Source organism: Lysinibacillus sp. NPDC086135 (genome assembly GCF_044746345.1).
Taxonomy (GTDB): Bacteria; Bacillota; Bacilli; order Bacillales_A; family Planococcaceae; genus Lysinibacillus.
Genome location: NZ_JBIVCA010000006.1, coordinates 110,348 through 128,524 on the forward strand (window position 1 = coordinate 110,348; position 18,177 = coordinate 128,524).

An 18,177-nucleotide genomic window follows, 5' to 3' on the forward strand; every position below is an offset into this window, starting at 1 on the left:
TAAGTTCATGCACATCATCCTTAAGTATGTGTACATCACTCTTAAGTTCATGCACATCATCCTTAAGTACGTGTACATCACTCTTAAGTTCATGCACATCATTTTCAATTTTATCTAAGCGCAGTTCAATTCCGTCAAAACGTTTGTTCATTCCGACTAATTGATGATCCATATTTTCAATGCGAGCGTCCATTCCATCTAGCCGTTGGTCAATTCCATCAAATCTTTGATCAATAGTCTCAAAACGTCGGTCAATTCCATCAAGTTTCTTATGCATTGGTGTTAATTCTTCTTTTAAAACGGAACGTAACAACTCTTTTAACTCTAGATTCAATTCCTATCCCCCAATCCTCTAAATTTTGATTTCATTATAGCATAATGCAAATAGGTGGTTATCTCTATCAATAATTTCCCGAGTCATCTCAAAGATTGAAAAAAGAGAAGCCACGTCAAGCTTCCCTACACTTTTTATTTAAATAAGCTGCCAACAGCGGTAATAGATGTCGCCAAATCTTTCCGATATTGTTGATGCTGTTCGTCTAGACTGTTTAAATTAACCTCGTTCCCAGCAAGCGAAGAATGTACGTAAAGGTTGTCGCCTATATATAGTGCAATATGTCCTGGGAAATATAATAAGTCTCCCTTTTGTATGTGCTCTAGAGATATTTCCTTAATAGGAAAACCTTCAACGATTTTGGCATCGCGATAAATATATACGCCGTTTAGCATATATGCCATAGAACAGAGACCTGAGCAATCAATACCTAATGGCGATTTTCCTCCCCAGCGATAGGGTGTTGCTAAATAGCTAAGCGCCGTTTGAACAACATTTTCCCGTAATTGTTGCTCAGATAAGCTGTTTTCTGGAATTTTTTCTTGTAACCATTGCCTACGTACATAACCAATCTCACCTGTCACTAATTGCACTGCTGCCCATTCAGAATCTAGCTCGCCAATAGCCGTCGAACAGATGATTGAGCCTTTAACGAGTGTCATCTTTTTCGTACTCTGAATTCGAGGCTCCTGCAAAACATCGGCGAAGCTTTGGCTAATAAAATGATTCGCTTCTTGTAGCCAGATGTCCGTTTGGGCATCATCCACTAGGAAGTTATCCTTCTGGCAATAACCTTCATAGCGATAAGTAGTTTGTATGCGGAACCAGTTCTTATCCACTACTTCCATAATTCGGACAACCATTCCATATAGTAGCTCATCCACTAATTCTGAGACTGCTTCTGGCTTTGCATGTAAATTTGCAATCATTGACGTCACAATGGCATTCACTCTATCATCTCCTTTCGCTTCACCAAATAATCATAAACAACTTTGGATATTCGACCAATTAGCTGCCTTGCTTGATCATTGTTAGTAACCTCAGTGACGAAAACGCCAATAAGATAATCCCCAGAGCTGTTGTATACAATCCCAACATCATGATCTACCGTATTAAGACCACCTGTTTTATGAGCAAATTTCACATCATCTACTAAATAACGTTTTAGTGATTCGTGTACACGTTGACGACTTAAAATACCTATCGTTACCTCACTAGAAGCTGACGATAACAAGTCCCGACGATAAATTCTTGAAAATAGCAGTGCCATATCTTTTGCCGTCGTTGTATTATCAAAGCCTTTTGCTAGTCTTTCGAAATCCATCATCTTTCGTTGAATGGTAGTTTGCAGCAGCCCAATTTGACGAAAATATCCATCCCTAGAAAATCGATTAATATATTTGTTGCTGTATTATCACTCGTAATAATCATCCATACTAAAAGCTCATAGATAGTACTTTGCTCTAAACGCTGTTCACTAATAACACTAAAATCAACCCATTCTTCTGGTGCTATCTTTATCTCTTGCTCTATTGATAGGTTGTTGCTTTCTACATAATTTAGAACAGCAAGCAATATAGGCACCTTAATTAAACTTGCACTGGAAAATGGGTATTCTAGTTTTTCGCTAATGAAAAAATGCTCCGTCTTACAATCTTTCACAAACATATGCACTTTATAGGGAGCTTTTTGAAGAATCTGTGTAATCATATGCTTCATAATTCACACCTACTCTATGACTTTTATCAACTGATTCTCCGTGTCCATTGTGATCGTTCGACCTAATGGTAGTGACATCGTTGGTAAACAGTGACCGCATGTAATGTCCTTTATAATAGGTTTATGAAGTGGACCTAAAATTTCTTGAAAAATTGTTTGTAGTGATAGGCTGCGTTCGGGATATTTTGGATTTTCAGGACCACAATTTGTCCAAGCTCCTAATAAGATACCGGCCACCTCATCTAGTTTGCCTGCCAATTTTAGCTGTGTAAGCATCCGATCCACACGTTGCTCACTTTCATCTATATCCTCTAAAAATAAGATTTTACCCCTTGTATCAATTTCATAAGGTGTCCCAAGAGATGCCGTCACTAACGTTAAGTTCCCACCAATAAGTTGCCCTGTCGCTTTGCCGGCTACAAACGTCGTCATTGTACGCCCAGGTGGATTTTCAAGACAGTAGTCCGTACGTTCTGTTGCTGTCACACTTTCGAAAAAGGACTTCCACGTATACTGATCCATCTCTGGCCGAATAAATTCTGTAGAGGGCATTGGTGTATGATACGTAACAAAGCCACAGTGTTGGTTAAAAGCGATATGTAATGCTGTTACATCGCTATAGCCAGCAAATACTTTTGGGTTGCCTTTTATCATATCGAAATCTAGAAGCGGTAAAATTTTCGTCGCCCCGTAACCTCCACGTATGCAGAAAATGCCGTCAATATTAGCGTCCCTAAACATTTGATTTACTTCAGATGCTCTTAATTCATCAGAGCCTGCTAAGTAGCCATGCCTCGCCCGACATGTTTCTCCAGCGACAACCTTAAAACCTAGCTTTTCAATACTTTGAACGGCAGGGAGAAATTTTTCAGGTGGGGTTGCACCCGAAGCACTTATTAGACCAATTGTGTCACCTTTTTTCAATGCCTTTGGACGAATCATTTGCTTACCTCCATTTTTAGTGAAGTTCGGTATCTTTCCAATTCCTCTTCATTAGCCAAGACAAAATGACCTTCTTCTATTTCGGTAAATGACGGTGGCTGAATGTCATAGTTATGCTGTGATGGATCATAGATTTCTACGACTTTATCTCGCTCCTTATAGGGATTTGGCTCCGGTACTGCCGATAATAATGCCTTTGTATAAGGATGAAGAGGATTAGCAAACAGCTTTTCCGTCTCAGCTAGTTCAACAATTTTACCTTTATAAATAACAGCAGTTCGATCCGTAATAAATCGGACTACAGATAAGTCATGCGCTATGAAAAAATAGGTTAAATCATTTTGCTGCTGTAGGTTGGCTAGTAAATTTAATACTTGTGCACGAATGGATACGTCTAATGCTGAAATTGGTTCGTCCGCAATAATAAACTCTGGCTCCATTACTAGTGCACGCGCAATGCCGATCCGCTGACGCTGCCCTCCTGAAAATTCATGTGGGAAGCGACTTGAAAACTCCGGTAATAATCCTACATTTAATAAGGCATTGCGTACCTTCTGTTGACGATCAGCCTCATTTTTAAAGTTTTTTGTATTCATAAGTCCCTCTGAAATAATATAGTCTACCTTTGCGCGTTCATTTAGCGATGCCATAGGATCTTGAAAAATCATTTGGATTTTCTGTGTAATTTCTCGATCCCACTCTTTCGATATTTTGCCATTTAGTTTCTTACCGTGATACAGTATTTGTCCTTCAGTGACTTCATTGATACGCATAATAGCTCTGCCGATTGTTGTTTTTCCAGAGCCTGATTCACCCACTAAACCAAATGTTTCACCTTTTAAAATATCGAAGCTGACATCATCAATCGCTATAAATTTATTTTTGCCTTTCCCAAAAACAACCTTTAAATTTTTCACCTCAACTACTACTTCTTTACGACTCATGCGCATATCGTCTCCCTTCTTTGAAAAAGGCTTGGAGCGCTTCAGGAGGCACTACTTTCGGTGCGAGTGGATCTAATAGCCACGTACGAGCATAATGTGTGTCACTCACCTGAAAAAATGGTGGACGTTCCACAAAATCAATCTTTAACGCATATTCATTGCGAGGAGCAAAGGCATCTCCTTTAATTTCTTGAAATAGATTTGGTGGAGTGCCTTTGATAGAATAAAGCTGCTCCCCTTTTGAGCCTAGTTGTGGTAAAGAAGAAATGAGTGCCCATGTATAAGGATGCTTGCTATTAAAGAAAATTTCATGCGTCTTCCCTATTTCGATGACATCACCTGCATACATCACTGCAATACGGTCAGCAACCTTCGCTACAACACCTAAATCATGCGTTATATAAACGGTCGTTAGCCCATATTTTTGTTGAAGATTTTTTAAAAGCTGCAAAATTTGTGCTTGGATTGTTACGTCTAATGCAGTTGTTGGCTCATCACATATTAAGATCTTAGGCTTACACGCTAGCGCAATAGCTATTACAATTCGTTGACGCATGCCGCCTGAAAATTCGTGAGGATATTGCTTATAACGCTTTTCCACATCGTGAATGCCAACATCTTTTAACAATTTTAAAGTTTCTTCGTATGCTGCCTTGCCCTTTAAATTCTGATGTAAAAAAACACATTCCTCAATTTGCTTGCCAATCGTTTTCAGTGGATTTAATGATGTCATTGGGTCCTGTGTAACCATAGCCACTTCTTTTCCACGAATGCTTAGCCACTCCCGCTCAGTTTTAAACTGTGCTAAATCCCGTTCATTGTAGATAATTTCCCCCTGATCGATGTAGCCATTTTTATCGAGCAAGCCCATGATTGATTTCATTAGAACAGATTTTCCTGAACCTGATTCCCCAACGATTGCTAGACTTTCACCTTTGTATAAATCAAGGGAAATATTACGAATGGCCGTTAGCACTCTGCCACGAAGTGTAAATTTAATAACTAGGTTTTGAATAGTTAAAATACGTGTTTGAGTTTGTGTCACTTCCTACATCCCCTTATACGTGATTTTTCGGATCTGCTGCATCTGCAAATGAATTTCCTATAATATAAAATGCAATCGTAATGACGCTTAATACAATACTTGGGAAAATAAGCTGATATCTTAATTCTGGAGACATCATGAGTACTCGTCCTTCATTGATTAAATTTCCTAAAGACGGCTCACTAATCGGTAATCCTAATCCGATATATGTTAAAAACACTTCTGAGCCTATAGCAAATGGTATCGCTAGACTCATTCGTAACATAATGACTGAAATAAGATAGGGTAATAGGTTTTTTAAAATAATTCGATAATCAGGTGTTCCTAAACATTTTGAGGCTAAATTATACTCACGATCACGCAAAATAACAATTTGATTGCGTATAAATCTTGCCATTTCTACCCAGCCCGTAATACACATAGCAATAATAATAGTTGAAATACTTGGTCGTAAAATATAGGACATTAAAATTAGTACAATCGTTGTTGGTATGTTATCAGCGACATTGTAAAGCTGTGTAATGGGCACCTCTAATTTCCGCGAAAAACCCCAAAGTGTACCGATCGTAATACCGACGATAGCCTCTACTAAAGCAACCACACAGCCAATAAATAACGAGGTCCTTGTTCCTGCCCAAATACGTGACCATAAATCCTGCCCAATGGAATTTGTCCCAAACCAAAATTCAGCGTTTGGTGCAACATTACGTGCTTGGAGACCTGTCTGCTCATCTAAATATATTTCAGTGGGTGATTTTTGTACTGGTAAATACGGTTGTAAAATGGTAAAAGCTACGATAATTAGCACGCCAACTAATAAAAAGACAGCGATGCGATTTTTTAAGAAGGATTTCCATGTTGAACGCCAATAGGAATAATTAGAATAGGCTGTTTCTTCAGCTTGACGTTCATCTACTTCCGCAAAATCGAACAATGATTCACGTGATTTGTTTGAGATATTGTTTATTTCTTCTGAATACATCCCCATTAACGTACACTCTCCCCTTTCCCCAATTTAATGCGCGGATCAACAACGGCCATTGCAATATCACCTAAAATTAATCCGATAATTCCAAGTGAAGAGAACACAAGCACTAAGCCTTGTACAATCGTATTATCCTGTCGCTGAATGGCATCTACGAGTAAGCCCCCCATACCAGGAATAGAATATAAGGATTCAATGTAGATGGAGCCTGTAATGGTAAAAAGAATAGTTGCTGGTAAATACTGTGCCATCGGAATAAAAGCGTTTCGTAATACATGTTGAAACATTAATGTACGCTCTTTCACTCCTTTTGCTCTCGCTAGCTTTATATAATCTTTGTTTAGTTCATCCACCATGTAACGCCGCATCCACATAGCATAGGAAGCAGTCGGTGCTAACGCCATTGAAATCAGTGGTAAAATCCAAGTAATAGGATTATATTCATCGAAAAGCATTGGTAAATGAAAAATTTCTGTAATATACATTTGAATGACTAAATAATAGACGGCGGCTGGTACTGCAACGATAATGACAATATAGCCTGTCCCTAAGCGGTCCAGCCAGCGTCCCTTCATCTGGGCCATCAATATGCCGAGCGGAACTCCAATTAGAAAAGATAGCGTAACCGCCCCTAAACCAAATAACAAGGAATACATGATCTTATCTGCAATAATCGTGACGACTGGTACATCTGTCCGATATGTAACGGATTTACCTAAATCACCATGAAACAGCTTAGCGTAAAAATTTCCCAACTGTACAAGTAATGAGTCACGTAAACCTAAATTCGTTAAATATACTTCTTGTTGTGCAGGTGACATTTTATTCGCTGCTGCCCCTAAATAACCTTCTTCTGGCATTAAACGTAGTAATGAAAAAACAATCGTAATGATAATAAATAGTGTTAAAACTGATTGTAATAAACGTTTACCTATATACCTCAGCATCATTTCATCCTCCTTCTTCAGAAAGACAGAAGGAGATGCCGACTTTTTTATTTCGGTATCTCCTTCATAAATACGAACCGCTTTTGACTTTTTCTTGAATGTAGCAAAGATCCTACTATTTTCTCCATCATCTATGCCCGATCGTTTCAACTATCCATATTTGGTCATTAATTGAAGTTTTACTTTATTTCGCTACTTTATCTAACGCCTCCGCACGTTCCTGCTCCCATTTTGCTAAAGCTTCTTTAAACTCCTCGTTACTCATTGGTTTGTCTAAAACTCGCTGACCTTTAAATTTCTCGGCAGTCACACCAAATGGTGAATATTGAGCCTCAAATGGATTTAATTTAGAGGCAACATAGCCACTTCCTCCAACTGAATAAGGGATAACAAATGCCTCATCAATTAAGAAGGCTTCCGCTTTGGCAAATAATTCATAACGTTTTGCTGTATCAATCGTCGCATTTGCTTCGTCCACTAAGTTTTGATATTTTGATTTTCCGTTTGCTTCTGTATATCCTTCAGCTAGCTCCGGTTTATTATAAGTACCGCCTGCAGTGAATGGATCCGTATACGTTGATGGGTCGGCATAGTCTGGACCCCAGTTTGCTTCAAGAAAAGCAAATTTACCAGGTTTACGAACCTCTGATAAAAAGCCTGTAGATGGTCCTGCCTCAATGATAATATCTACAAAATCAGTACCTAATAGTTTTTCAATCTGCTGTTCAACGACTTGTGAACGATTTGCCCAATCTGGACCACCTGCGTTATAAGGCATCAATACTTTTACTGGGAAAGTTACTTTTCCTTCTAGAGCTTTTTTCGCTTTTTCCTTATATTCCAAAGCCTTCTCTTTGTTGAAAGAGTCATTATTTGTACTATCAGCTAATGGTGCTAACTGTGTATAGTCAACCCCCTCCACATTGACAAAGTTTTTCGGAGTAATCGTGTTGCTAAGCAAATCTTTTGGATTATAAGGTTCTAAAGTTAGCATTGCAGATTCACGGTCGAATGCATGGAACAATGATTTTCGGAAATCTTTATTATTGACCGCTTTCTTCCAATTATCAGGCTCATATTCTGCATCAAATTGCGGGTTAAAGTTTAATGCATAGAAATACGTATAGAAGTTATTTTGTGTTTGACGAATTTGTGATTTTTTCTTTTCATCTTTAAACCACTCATCAATAATAGAAGCTGGAATAATCGCTGAATCGACTTCTCCTCGTAAAAATAATTCAGGTTCAACTGTAGCCGCTTCTTTATTGTATTTATAACGAATACGATCAATCAGAACATTGTTTTTATCCCAATACTTATCATTTTTCACAAGTACTCGCTCATTTTGCGGTTCAAATTTATCTAAAATATAAGATCCGTTATAAAGGAAATTATCATTAGTTGTACCGAAACTATCACCTTTTTCCGCTATAAACTTACCATTAACAGGGAAGAAACAGACATAGTTCAACATAGATAGGAAGTAAGGTGTTGGCTTTTCTAAAGTATATTCTACTGTATGTTCATCTATTGCCTTTATGCCAACCTTCGTAAAATCTGTCATATCACCGTTATAGAAGGCTTCCCCATTTTTTACGACCGTAGCAATCCAAGCTGTTGATGATTCATTTTTTGCATCAAGGACATAATGTAAGCCATCTACAAAATCTTGAGCAACAACATCCGCATACTCTTTCCCATCATGAGTAACCCATTTTGCATCGTCACGTAGCTTGAACGTCCAAACTGTAGCATCGTCATTTGATGACCATTCTTTGGCTATGCTTGGTTGTACAACACCATACTTATCATACTCAATTAATCCATCGACCAAGTTCGCAGCCATAGCAAACTCATTCGTTTCAGAGGTCTTTAAGTAATTTAACGTTTTTATTTCCCCTGAATAAACCACGCGATACTCTGATTTTTTTTCACTTGAAGAATCATCACTACATGCTGCACAAATCATTACAACAAGACACACGAAAAGCAGCCAATACCTTTCCCTCATAAGCATCCCCCTAGTAATCTTATTTATCTACATAAAGTGACAGTTAAAAATCTCACTATAGCGGAACAAAAAAAGTGAGAGATTAACTATCCATTAAGCCGTCAGTAGGGGGACGAACCCCTCCCTGATTAAAGCAACACTTTATTACGAAAATCCTAACCCAACTGCATTCGTCATCCTAATTCGATCATTTTCAAATATCGGTCCACCAACAATAGGATCTTTCAAACATAAACTAGGACCGTCTAAATCTACCATCGTGATATTTTTCTGTGATGCGGCAAAATGTGCAGCGGCACTAACGCTAATTTTCGTCTCTAGCATACAACCAATCATGCATGGTATGTCGTTCGCCTCCGCAATGTGGCAAATTTTCTGCGCTTGATAAATGCCTCCTGTTTTCATGAGCTTAATATTAATCAAATCTGCAGCTCGCTTTTCGATAATTGTATAGGCATCTTTTGCAGAAAAAACACTTTCATCTGCCAAAACATTTGTCAATGTATTGGCCGTTACAAATTGCATCCCTACTAAATCATGGCAATGAACAGGCTGCTCAACCAATTCAACATTTGCATCAGCATCTTCAAGTGCACCAATAATTTGTACAGCTTGCTTCGGTGTCCAGCCCTGATTCGCGTCAACCCGTAATGTTATGGCGTGTCCAACTGCATCACGAATAGCAACAACTCGCTCTACATCACCTGCCGGATCTTTCCCCACCTTAATCTTTAAAATTTGAAAACCGCGCTGTACGGCGGCTATACTATCCTTCACCATTTCTTCAGAATCATTTACACTTATCGTAATATCTGTTATTAATTCTTTCCGAAAGCCCCCTAATAATTTATACAGAGGTGTTTGATAGTGCTTAGCAAATAAATCATAAATCGCCATATCTACCGCAGCTTTTGCACTTGTGTTTTGATAAATACTGCTGTCAATTCGCTCCATGATTTCTGTCAATTCTTCAATATCCATCCCAATAATGGCTGGCTTTATATACTCTTCAATAGCGTGCGAAATAGACCCGAGTGTTTCACCAGTAATGGCTGCAGTCGGTGCCGCTTCACCAATGCCTATTTGCCCATCATCAGTGTGAACATAGACGGCAATATTGTGAATGTTATGCACTGTTCTCAGTGCTGTTTTAAACGGTGTTATAAGCGGGGCCTCCACTTTCCCCACGACAATATTTTTAATTTTCATCCATTCACCTACCTTTAAGTTACTTATGTTAAGAACTGTAAAAGTCGAAGCACCTCATAAAAATCATCCGTTACGAATTCCACTGTATTATGTGGTTTAAACGTAGCATTCGGATAGAAAGAATTTCGATATGCTCGTGTATGATCACGATAAATGATTTCCACTACAAAGTGCTCCGGTAATGTCACTTGTAAATCTTCACGTGCCACCTTCATCGAGTCCTCAACAAGTCGCTTCGTTTCTTTAATCGTCAGTTGTGGACTCACGCTAATGGTCGCATTTCCTATCCCTTCTTTCGTGGCAAAGGTGATGATGCTATCATTAATAGATTGAATTTCCTCTGTTAACCCCACATCTCCACTGACAAACGAAACGGGAACACCATGTAAAGCAGCCGCGTACGTATTAATTAAAAATTCACTTGCATATTCACCATTAATTTTCACATCAGCAAAAACACAAAGCGTATGTGCTAAAGGGTTACGCGCGCTTCCTCCTTTACTGTGATAGCCAATAAAAATGGCGCGATCAAAGCTCTTATCAAGTCCTGCAACCATACACATCGGGTCATATGTCCACCCACGAATAACCTTGCAATTTACTGGTAGATTAGAAATATCAAGATTACGTGCTGAATCATGAGCATCCTTTAATAAAATTTCTGTCGCTCCACCAAGAATAGCCCCCTCTATAGCGGCTTCTACTTCCTTTGTCATTTGCTTTTGGAAAAACTGATAATCTGGCGCGTTTAGCTCCGTCTCACTCCAAGCTGTTGTGCCAGTAATCCCTTCAATATCTGCACTAATATAGACCTTCATAGCAATCGAAACTCCTTTACTTTATTGTCTTGAATTTTTGCTTCCACAGCTCCATAACTAGCTTCTTGTGCACCTACACGTCCGGTCCATGAAACATTATTTAAATCGTAATGCCACCATTCCTCCGAATAATTCGTAAACCCAACCATTGTCATACAGTTAAATAGAAGACGTCGATGAACACAGGCTTCCCAATCTTCCTCTGGATGTTGTTCAAAATAACGTGTCGCAGACTTTTCACTTATTTCATCAAAAGCCGTACCTAAATTTAAAGCGTTACCATCTAAATCACCTAGTGTCACATCAATCGCTCCACCTGTTAAATGAGGAGCAAGATGAGCATGTTCAATGCTAGGAAACGCAACATACTTTCTCGTTTCTCTTTCAATCTCTTGCTCAGTAAAATGCGGAAAACTCTGTGCGATTTGCTTTGAAAAACTCGTAAACAAAAATTGCTGCACTTGGAACGGCCGATAGCCATCATATAAAATAAGGCTATAATTTTTAGACAATAATAATAGCGCTTGTGTTAATCGCTCATACACTCCCTGACGTACATAAATCGCTTGTAAACTGTTTGGTATTTTTTGATGATAGTAAATGGGATTAACAAAAATCCTCGAATGTTCTTCTCCGATTTGAATGAATGGCTCTCCATTTTCACGAATTGCTGGCGTTGAGTCCCTCATTGAAGTTTTATTTACTTCAATGGGATAAAAAATAGCGTCATGTATAGTACACACCTCTACTTTCAGATTTTGATAAATTTTCGGATAATTCAGTTTTTAATGAATGTATCATACCTTATATTTATTGACTAGATAAAAACAGAAATATTACAGAGTACTAGCTATTCTCTGCGTTTCAAACAACATTCATCAATTGATTTATGCAAGAAGTCGAACGTCAACGTTTCTTCACCTATTAGGAATTTTATTCACAAATGGGATAGAAGATTACCGAAAGATAATAAAAAATGGCGAATTAAACTCAGACTTATTCGGTTATAAAAAACCTCCATTTTGATATTGATCAAAATGGAGGTAAGCTCTTCTAGATATTTCTACTAAACAGGCGAACTAAATGTATTTTTATTTTATTTCACGCACTAAGATGACGTTTCATTTACTGAAGAACGAATATGACATTGAATAATTTTATTATTAAACCTTCTTGCTGAATATAAAGTTAAAATTGATAAGCTTCAACTTTATGTCCATTTCGACCTATTGTAGTCTGTGCCTGTGAAAGTGAATTTAAAATGGCTTCCTCGGTTGCTTCTGCAGCTGCTGCAAATAATTGATTCATAATAGGATGATCCTCACGTAGTTGTATATGTGTTTCGACGAGCTGATCTGATTGATGAGCGATACGATGTGCTGTTGTAAAGCCAATGACTATATCTCCACTGCCATGTGAAAAGTGACTGCCTGTACGTCCAAGACCAATGCCACAGCGTTTAATGACACGTGTCAGTTGACGATTACTAAGCGGGGCATCTGTGGCAAGTACGATGATAATGGAGCCATCTGTTGGAGACAATATCGATTCGCTATGACCGTTAGTAGCAACATATTGGTGTGCTAAAAACTCAGAGCTTTGCCCGAAATTACTGAGGACCATACAGCCTACCATATAGTTCGTTGACCCATGTATCACAATTCGAGAAGATGAGCCAATCCCACCTTTATAGCCAAAGCACATCATTCCTTTTCCAGCACCAACTGCCCCTTCCTCTACAGTTTCAGTTGATGCCTTGCGAATCGCTTCCAAAGCATGCTCAGGTGTAATGGGACTTTCCCGAATAGAATTTAAATAACTATCGTTACATTCCCCAACAACGATATTAATAGTTCCTGTTGAAAGACCTATTTCACTATTCATATCTAGCATAAATTGCAGCGTTCCCTGTGTTACAGCTGGAACGCCAAATGTATTCGTTAACATAATTGGTGATTCAATAACCCCAAGCTCATTTACCTGCACGAGCCCTGTCGTTTTTCCAAAACCGTTTAACACATAGCTTGCAGCAGTAACCTTTTGCTGAAATAAATTGCCTTCATGCGGTAAAATCGCAGTTACTCCTGTACAAGCATGCGCGCCGTCTTGATTCATTTTCTCATCAAGTGTTACATGCCCTACACGCACGCCAGCTACATCAGTAATACAATTTTTCTCACCAGTAGATAATGTGCCAATGACGATTCCCATTTCTCGTACTTTTGGCATATTAGTCCTCCTTATGAATCGCCAAATTTACAGCAGCCTGTGCATGTAAAACTGTTGTATCAAAAATAGGTACGTTCACATCTTCTTGTTTAATAAGTAATCCAATCTCTGTACAGCCTAATATAATTCCTTGTGCGCCTGCTTGCACAAGATTCTCTATCACCTGTAAATAATAGTCCTTCGACGCTTGTTCAATTCGACCCAAGCATAATTCTTCATAGATGATACGATTAACCTCAGCGCGCTCCTCAGCAAGCGGAACAAGCACTTCAATTTCAAATCCCTCTATTCTAGCTCGATAGAAATCTTGCTCCATCGTGTACTTTGTTCCAAGAAGGGCCACTTTCTGTAAACTAGCTTTTTCTATTTGATTTGCTGTCGCATCAGCTATATGTAAAATTGGAATGGTGATCTTTGCCGTTATGATATCAATAACCTTGTGCATTGTATTTGTACAAATAACAATAAAATCTGCCCCTGCACTCTCCAGAGATTGCGCTGCCTCTGCAAGAACTTGCCCGGCCTTTTCCCACGCTCCCTCAGCTTGATAATGCTCAATTTCTTGAAAATCTACACTATATAAAATACATTTTGCTGAATGCAAGCCTCCTAATTGTTGCTTTACCTCTTCATTCATCAGACGATAATACTCTGCAGAAGACTCCCAGCTCATACCGCCAATCATACCAATTGTTTTCACGCATAATCCTCCTTTAATTTTACCATTATACTAATCATTCTATACTAAATGAGGAAATTTTCAAAAAGTTTTCAAACCTCTCTTTTCAAAATAGCCACTATCTAATTAATAAGATGGGTATAGAAGCAACAACAACATTTATACTAATAAAAAAGTAAATACACAAAGTCAATTAAATCACTAATGATTAATACAACGGTAGATGGAAACTTAGGGAATAAAAAAGTGACAATTCTTGCAACTATCCTAATCACCATATCCATCAACAGAAAATGCCAATATAAAAAAATAAAATGCCATACGTAACCTCCTTTTATTACAACATGCATTTTTCTTTTGCATCATTATATTATTTTCTCGCTGTAAAGTTTCGACAAATGGTTCATCACCATAATCTTCTAAGTATAAGTAAGTCCTTCGCTGTACTTGCATTTGAACTAGATATTTCAACTATTGGAAAAATATTTAGTAATAAAATCGTTTTCTAAAATTCAGTATTTTCAAAAAGTGGATATATTACAAAAAAACAGTGTAAACTGAAGCGTATTGAGATTGGAGGTAAACAAAATGGAATGGATATCAAATATTGTAAATGAGACTAATAGTATTTTATGGACATATTTCATTATCACACTATTATTAGCTGCAGGGTTATATTTTTCCTTTGGCACAAAGTTTGTTCAAATTCGACTTTTCCCTGAAATGTTTCGTTTAATAGTGGAAAAAAGAGAAGGAGACTCAGGCGTTTCTCCGTTCCAAGCCTTTACGATTAGCGCAGCATCGCGTGTAGGTACTGGGAATATTACAGGCGTTGCATTAGCAATCGGAGTAGGTGGACCAGGAGCAGTATTTTGGATGTGGATTATCGCCGTTTTAGGAATGGCGACTGCCTTTATTGAAAGTACGCTTGCACAGGTGTACAAAGTAAAGGATGGCGATATGTTCCGTGGTGGACCAGCCTATTATATGGAAAAAGCATTAGGCCAACGAAAATTAGGGATCATTTTTAGTATTCTTTTAACGTTAAGCTTTGGCTTTATTTTTAATGCTGTACAATCGAATACGATTGCCACTTCTGTTGGTGAGGCATTCCATATTAAACCTTATATCATTGGTATTATGTTAGTTGTGTTAACGGCCATGATTATTTTTGGTGGCGTACATAGAATTGTAAAAGTTACGCAAGTACTTGTACCCGTGATGGCAGTTTTCTATTTAGCTGTAGCCCTTTTTGTTGTTGTGACAAATCTGTCTGAAATACCTGCCGTTTTCAAGCTGATTTTCACAGAAGCGTTTGGTCTTCAAGAAGCAGCTGGTGGAGCAATCGGAACTGCTATTATGCAGGGCGTACGCCGTGGTTTATTTTCAAATGAAGCCGGTATGGGTAGTGTACCTAATGCCGCAGCTACAGCAAATACGTCACACCCTGCAAAGCAAGGATTAGTGCAAAGCTTAGGTGTATTCTTTGATACAATTATGATTTGTTCTGCAACAGCGTTTATCATTATTTTAGCGGGTCTATATAATACAGGTGAAAGCGATGGAATTATTCTTACACAAAATTCCTTAGCTGTACATGTAGGTTCATGGGCTCCTTACTTTATCGCTATTGCTATTATTTTCTTTGCCTTTAGCTCCATCGTAGGAAATTACTATTACGGTGAATCTAATATTGAGTTTATGAATGCGCATAAAGGCTGGATGTTTGGCTACCGTATTTTAGTTCTTGTTATGGTGATGTTTGGTTCTCTTGCACAGGTACAGCTTGTTTGGAACTTAGCCGATCTGTTCATGGGACTAATGGCTATAATCAATATTACAATCATTATATTACTTGGTAAAATTGCCTTCCTCGTGTTAGACGACTTTACAAAGCAAAAGAAAAACGGCAAAAACCCTGTATTTTATGCAAAATCAATCCCAACATTGAAAAATACTGATTGCTGGGAAGAAGATCGATAATTATTGACAAACGCCATTCCTCTTTTGAGGAATGGCGTTTTTTGTTATGTCTGATACTAATCAATTATGTCTCGGTATAATGCCGTCCACAATCGCCTGCAAATGTTTTTTGCGCGAAAGCGTAGTGCTATCGCAGCGGCAGCAACGTGTTTTGTGCAAAAGCGAAGCAGCAGCGGCAACAGCACCGAGGTTGGTCACTCAGGCATTTTCACAGGATGTGAAGTTTTAGCCTGAGTTCCTTTATTTCAGCGGGTGTTTGGACACCCCCGCATTCATCTCACCACATATTTAGGTGGAAGACTTTTGTAACTGTCGTTTCACTTACGTTACAAAAGCCAATTTGCTGAAAGAAGTTAATATTTAAATTGACTAATTAGCTGCTTTAGCTCATCTGCCATATGCGCAAGAGCTTGTGCAGAAGCATTAATTTCTTCCATTGAAGCTAATTGTTCCTCTGTAGACGCTGCAACGTCCTCTGAAGCAGTTGCATTTCCTTGTGCAGAGAATGCTAAATCCTCCGTAACAGCTGTCACCTCTTGTACACTTGCTGACATTTGTTCAGATGCAGAAGATACCTCTTCCATTTTAGGAGTAATTTTATCCATACTCGACTTAATCACTTGGAACTTCGTGATAGCTTCGTCTGATACATGTAGTCCGTTTTGAACATCCTCTGTAACTTTTGCCATGATGTTTACGGATTGTTCGGTTTCTAACTGGATGCCATGGATTAACTCGAAAATTTGTTGTGCAGATTTCTGTGATTGCTCCGCCAACTTTCTAACTTCATCAGCAACGACTGCAAAGCCTTTTCCATGCTCTCCTGCTCTTGCTGCCTCAATTGCTGCATTAAGAGCCAGTAAGTTCGTTTGATCTGCAATGCTTGTAATAACATCTAAAATAGACGTAATTTGCTTAGAACGTTCATGTAATGTTTGAATTTTCGTATTTGAATCGGTCACTGATAAATGAATAGAGTGCATTTGATCTTTTGTATCTCGAACTGCCTTTCCACCTTCATCTGCCTGTAGCGTTGCATGCTGTGAGAGATCCGTCACGGTAGAAGAGATCTCCGCGATATGAAGAATAGCCTTCGAAAGCTCCTGTAACGATTCTGCATTCTTATTGGCACTCGTCGTTTGCGTATCAGCGCTCGTCGCAACATCTTGAATCGAAATGGCCACTTTTTCTGTAGCAATGCTCGTTTGGTTAGCATTGGCTGTTAACTCTTCTGCCGACGAAGCTACCTCTTCGGCATTTTGTTCAATTTTTTGAATAAGAGTTCTTAAACTGTCTTGCATATCGTTAAAGGCTTGCCCTAGCTGTCCAATCTCGTCATGAGATTTTACCGTCACTTTTTCAGTTAAATCACCATTACTGATGGTTACTGCACTATCCTTGAGCGCTTTAATCGGTTTTATAATTGCCTTCATGACAAAGAAGAATACAATCCCACTGATTACAATTGCAGCGATTAGTACAAGAAACGTTTTATACAAAATAGATGATGCTGATTGGTCAATTTCCTTCGCAAAAATTGTCCCTGTGATTTTCCAATTTGTCAGTTCATTCGTTGTAAAGAACAGAGTTCGGTCATCACCGTCAAAGACATAATCATACGTGCCCGATTTGCTGTCGTACATTTTGTCCATGAAGCTTTCTTTTATTTCGCTACCCGGTTCAATAGTCGGATGTGAAATAACCAATTTATCTTCATCAAAAATAGAAGGATATCCATTTTTTCCAATACTAATGGAACTAGATATTTTTTGAAGATTTGTCAATTTTATATCAATAGCAACTACCCCAGACTGATCTTTTACCTGACGAGCAATGGTTACGACCATATCTCCAGTACCAGCATCAATATAAGGTTTCGTAATTAAAACTTCTCCCTTTAATGCTGTAGCCTTTTTATACCAGTCTCGTTCCAAAAGATTATAATCAGCGCTATTCGATTTTGGTTCTAGAAATAATGAGCCCTCATTTGATCCAAGATAAATGCTCAGAACATCCGGATGTAGCTTTATATATTGTTGAAATTTTGTATATACTGCAGATCCCTGCTGTTTATACATAGAAGAATCTATTTCCTCGCTAAACACATTGATGTCGTTTTCTTTTTCGCTAATTGTTTTATCAATTAACGTATTTAAAATATTTACACTTTCATTCGCACTAAAAAGTATTTCTTCTTTTATCGAATTTTTTGCTGAAAGATACGATAAGCTTCCTACAGAAATAACTGGGATTAGTAAGATAAGAGCAAATAATGTGTAGAGCTTACCCTTAAAGCTTCCAAATAATCGTTTCATGCAATAGCTCTCCTTTT

At 38.3% G+C, this 18,177-nt stretch carries 15 protein-coding genes and 1 pseudogene; 1 reads left to right on the forward strand and 15 read right to left on the reverse strand.

Annotated elements, in window-relative coordinates; genetic code table 11:
- From ACIPKN_RS10325 to ACIPKN_RS10390, 14 genes and pseudogenes are all read right to left on the reverse strand, one after another.
- The coding region (locus ACIPKN_RS10325) for a hypothetical protein (RefSeq protein WP_400935725.1) at window positions 1-334 on the reverse strand (334 nt) is incomplete at its 3' end.
- Between the two features lie 134 nt (window positions 335-468).
- Window positions 469-1,284 (reverse strand): C40 family peptidase, encoded by an 816-nt coding sequence (locus ACIPKN_RS10330; protein WP_400935727.1) that lies wholly within the window; start codon window positions 1,282-1,284, stop codon window positions 469-471.
- Window positions 1,281-2,053: pseudogene (locus ACIPKN_RS10335) on the reverse strand (serine hydrolase). The gene ACIPKN_RS10330 and the pseudogene ACIPKN_RS10335 overlap by 4 nt, the downstream one beginning before the upstream one ends.
- Window positions 2,054-2,062: 9 nt before the next feature.
- Window positions 2,063-2,995, reverse strand: a complete 933-nt coding sequence (locus ACIPKN_RS10340; RefSeq protein WP_400935729.1) for a S66 peptidase family protein — start codon at window positions 2,993-2,995, stop codon at window positions 2,063-2,065.
- Entirely contained in the window at window positions 2,992-3,939 is a 948-nt protein-coding gene (locus ACIPKN_RS10345) for an ATP-binding cassette domain-containing protein (protein WP_400935731.1), read from the reverse strand. Before ACIPKN_RS10345 ends, ACIPKN_RS10340 begins: the two co-directional genes overlap by 4 nt.
- Window positions 3,929-4,984: an ABC transporter ATP-binding protein gene (locus ACIPKN_RS10350; RefSeq protein ID WP_400935733.1), complete on the reverse strand. Its 1,056-nt coding sequence runs from the start codon at window positions 4,982-4,984 to the stop codon at window positions 3,929-3,931. The genes ACIPKN_RS10345 and ACIPKN_RS10350 overlap by 11 nt, the downstream gene beginning before the upstream one ends.
- A 13-nt stretch (window positions 4,985-4,997) precedes the next feature.
- A complete protein-coding gene (locus ACIPKN_RS10355) occupies window positions 4,998-5,972 on the reverse strand; it encodes an ABC transporter permease (protein ID WP_400935735.1) in 975 nt (324 codons plus the stop codon).
- Complete coding sequence (locus ACIPKN_RS10360) at window positions 5,972-6,919, reverse strand: ABC transporter permease (protein WP_400935737.1); 948 nt, start codon at window positions 6,917-6,919, stop codon at window positions 5,972-5,974. The genes ACIPKN_RS10355 and ACIPKN_RS10360 overlap by 1 nt, the downstream gene beginning before the upstream one ends.
- Window positions 6,920-7,100: 181 nt before the next feature.
- The gene (locus ACIPKN_RS10365; protein WP_400935739.1) at window positions 7,101-8,927 is read right to left on the reverse strand and encodes a peptide ABC transporter substrate-binding protein; all 1,827 of its coding nucleotides are present in this window, start codon (window positions 8,925-8,927) and stop codon (window positions 7,101-7,103) included.
- Window positions 8,928-9,071: 144 nt separating this feature from the next.
- Complete coding sequence (locus tag ACIPKN_RS10370) at window positions 9,072-10,136, reverse strand: dipeptide epimerase (RefSeq protein WP_400935741.1); 1,065 nt, start codon at window positions 10,134-10,136, stop codon at window positions 9,072-9,074.
- Between the two features lie 23 nt (window positions 10,137-10,159).
- Window positions 10,160-10,954, reverse strand: a complete 795-nt coding sequence (locus ACIPKN_RS10375; protein ID WP_400935743.1) for a M55 family metallopeptidase — start codon at window positions 10,952-10,954, stop codon at window positions 10,160-10,162.
- A complete protein-coding gene (locus ACIPKN_RS10380) occupies window positions 10,951-11,643 on the reverse strand; it encodes a M15 family metallopeptidase (protein WP_400935745.1) in 693 nt (230 codons plus the stop codon). The genes ACIPKN_RS10375 and ACIPKN_RS10380 overlap by 4 nt, the downstream gene beginning before the upstream one ends.
- A 499-nt stretch (window positions 11,644-12,142) precedes the next feature.
- On the reverse strand, window positions 12,143-13,183 hold the full coding sequence (locus tag ACIPKN_RS10385) for a DmpA family aminopeptidase (RefSeq protein WP_400935747.1): 1,041 nt from the start codon (window positions 13,181-13,183) through the stop codon (window positions 12,143-12,145).
- Between the two features lies 1 nt (window position 13,184).
- On the reverse strand, window positions 13,185-13,883 hold the full coding sequence (locus tag ACIPKN_RS10390; protein ID WP_400935749.1) for an aspartate/glutamate racemase family protein: 699 nt from the start codon (window positions 13,881-13,883) through the stop codon (window positions 13,185-13,187).
- 567 nt (window positions 13,884-14,450) lie between these two features.
- Between ACIPKN_RS10390 and ACIPKN_RS10395 the strand changes: the two genes are divergently transcribed.
- On the forward strand, window positions 14,451-15,845 hold the full coding sequence (locus tag ACIPKN_RS10395; protein ID WP_400935751.1) for an alanine/glycine:cation symporter family protein: 1,395 nt from the start codon (window positions 14,451-14,453) through the stop codon (window positions 15,843-15,845).
- A 353-nt stretch (window positions 15,846-16,198) separates the two neighbouring features.
- Here ACIPKN_RS10395 and ACIPKN_RS10400 read toward each other — a convergent pair whose 3' ends face one another.
- Window positions 16,199-18,160, reverse strand: coding sequence for a methyl-accepting chemotaxis protein (locus tag ACIPKN_RS10400; RefSeq protein ID WP_400935753.1), 1,962 nt, complete (start codon window positions 18,158-18,160; stop codon window positions 16,199-16,201).
- Window positions 18,161-18,177 lie beyond the last annotated feature (17 nt).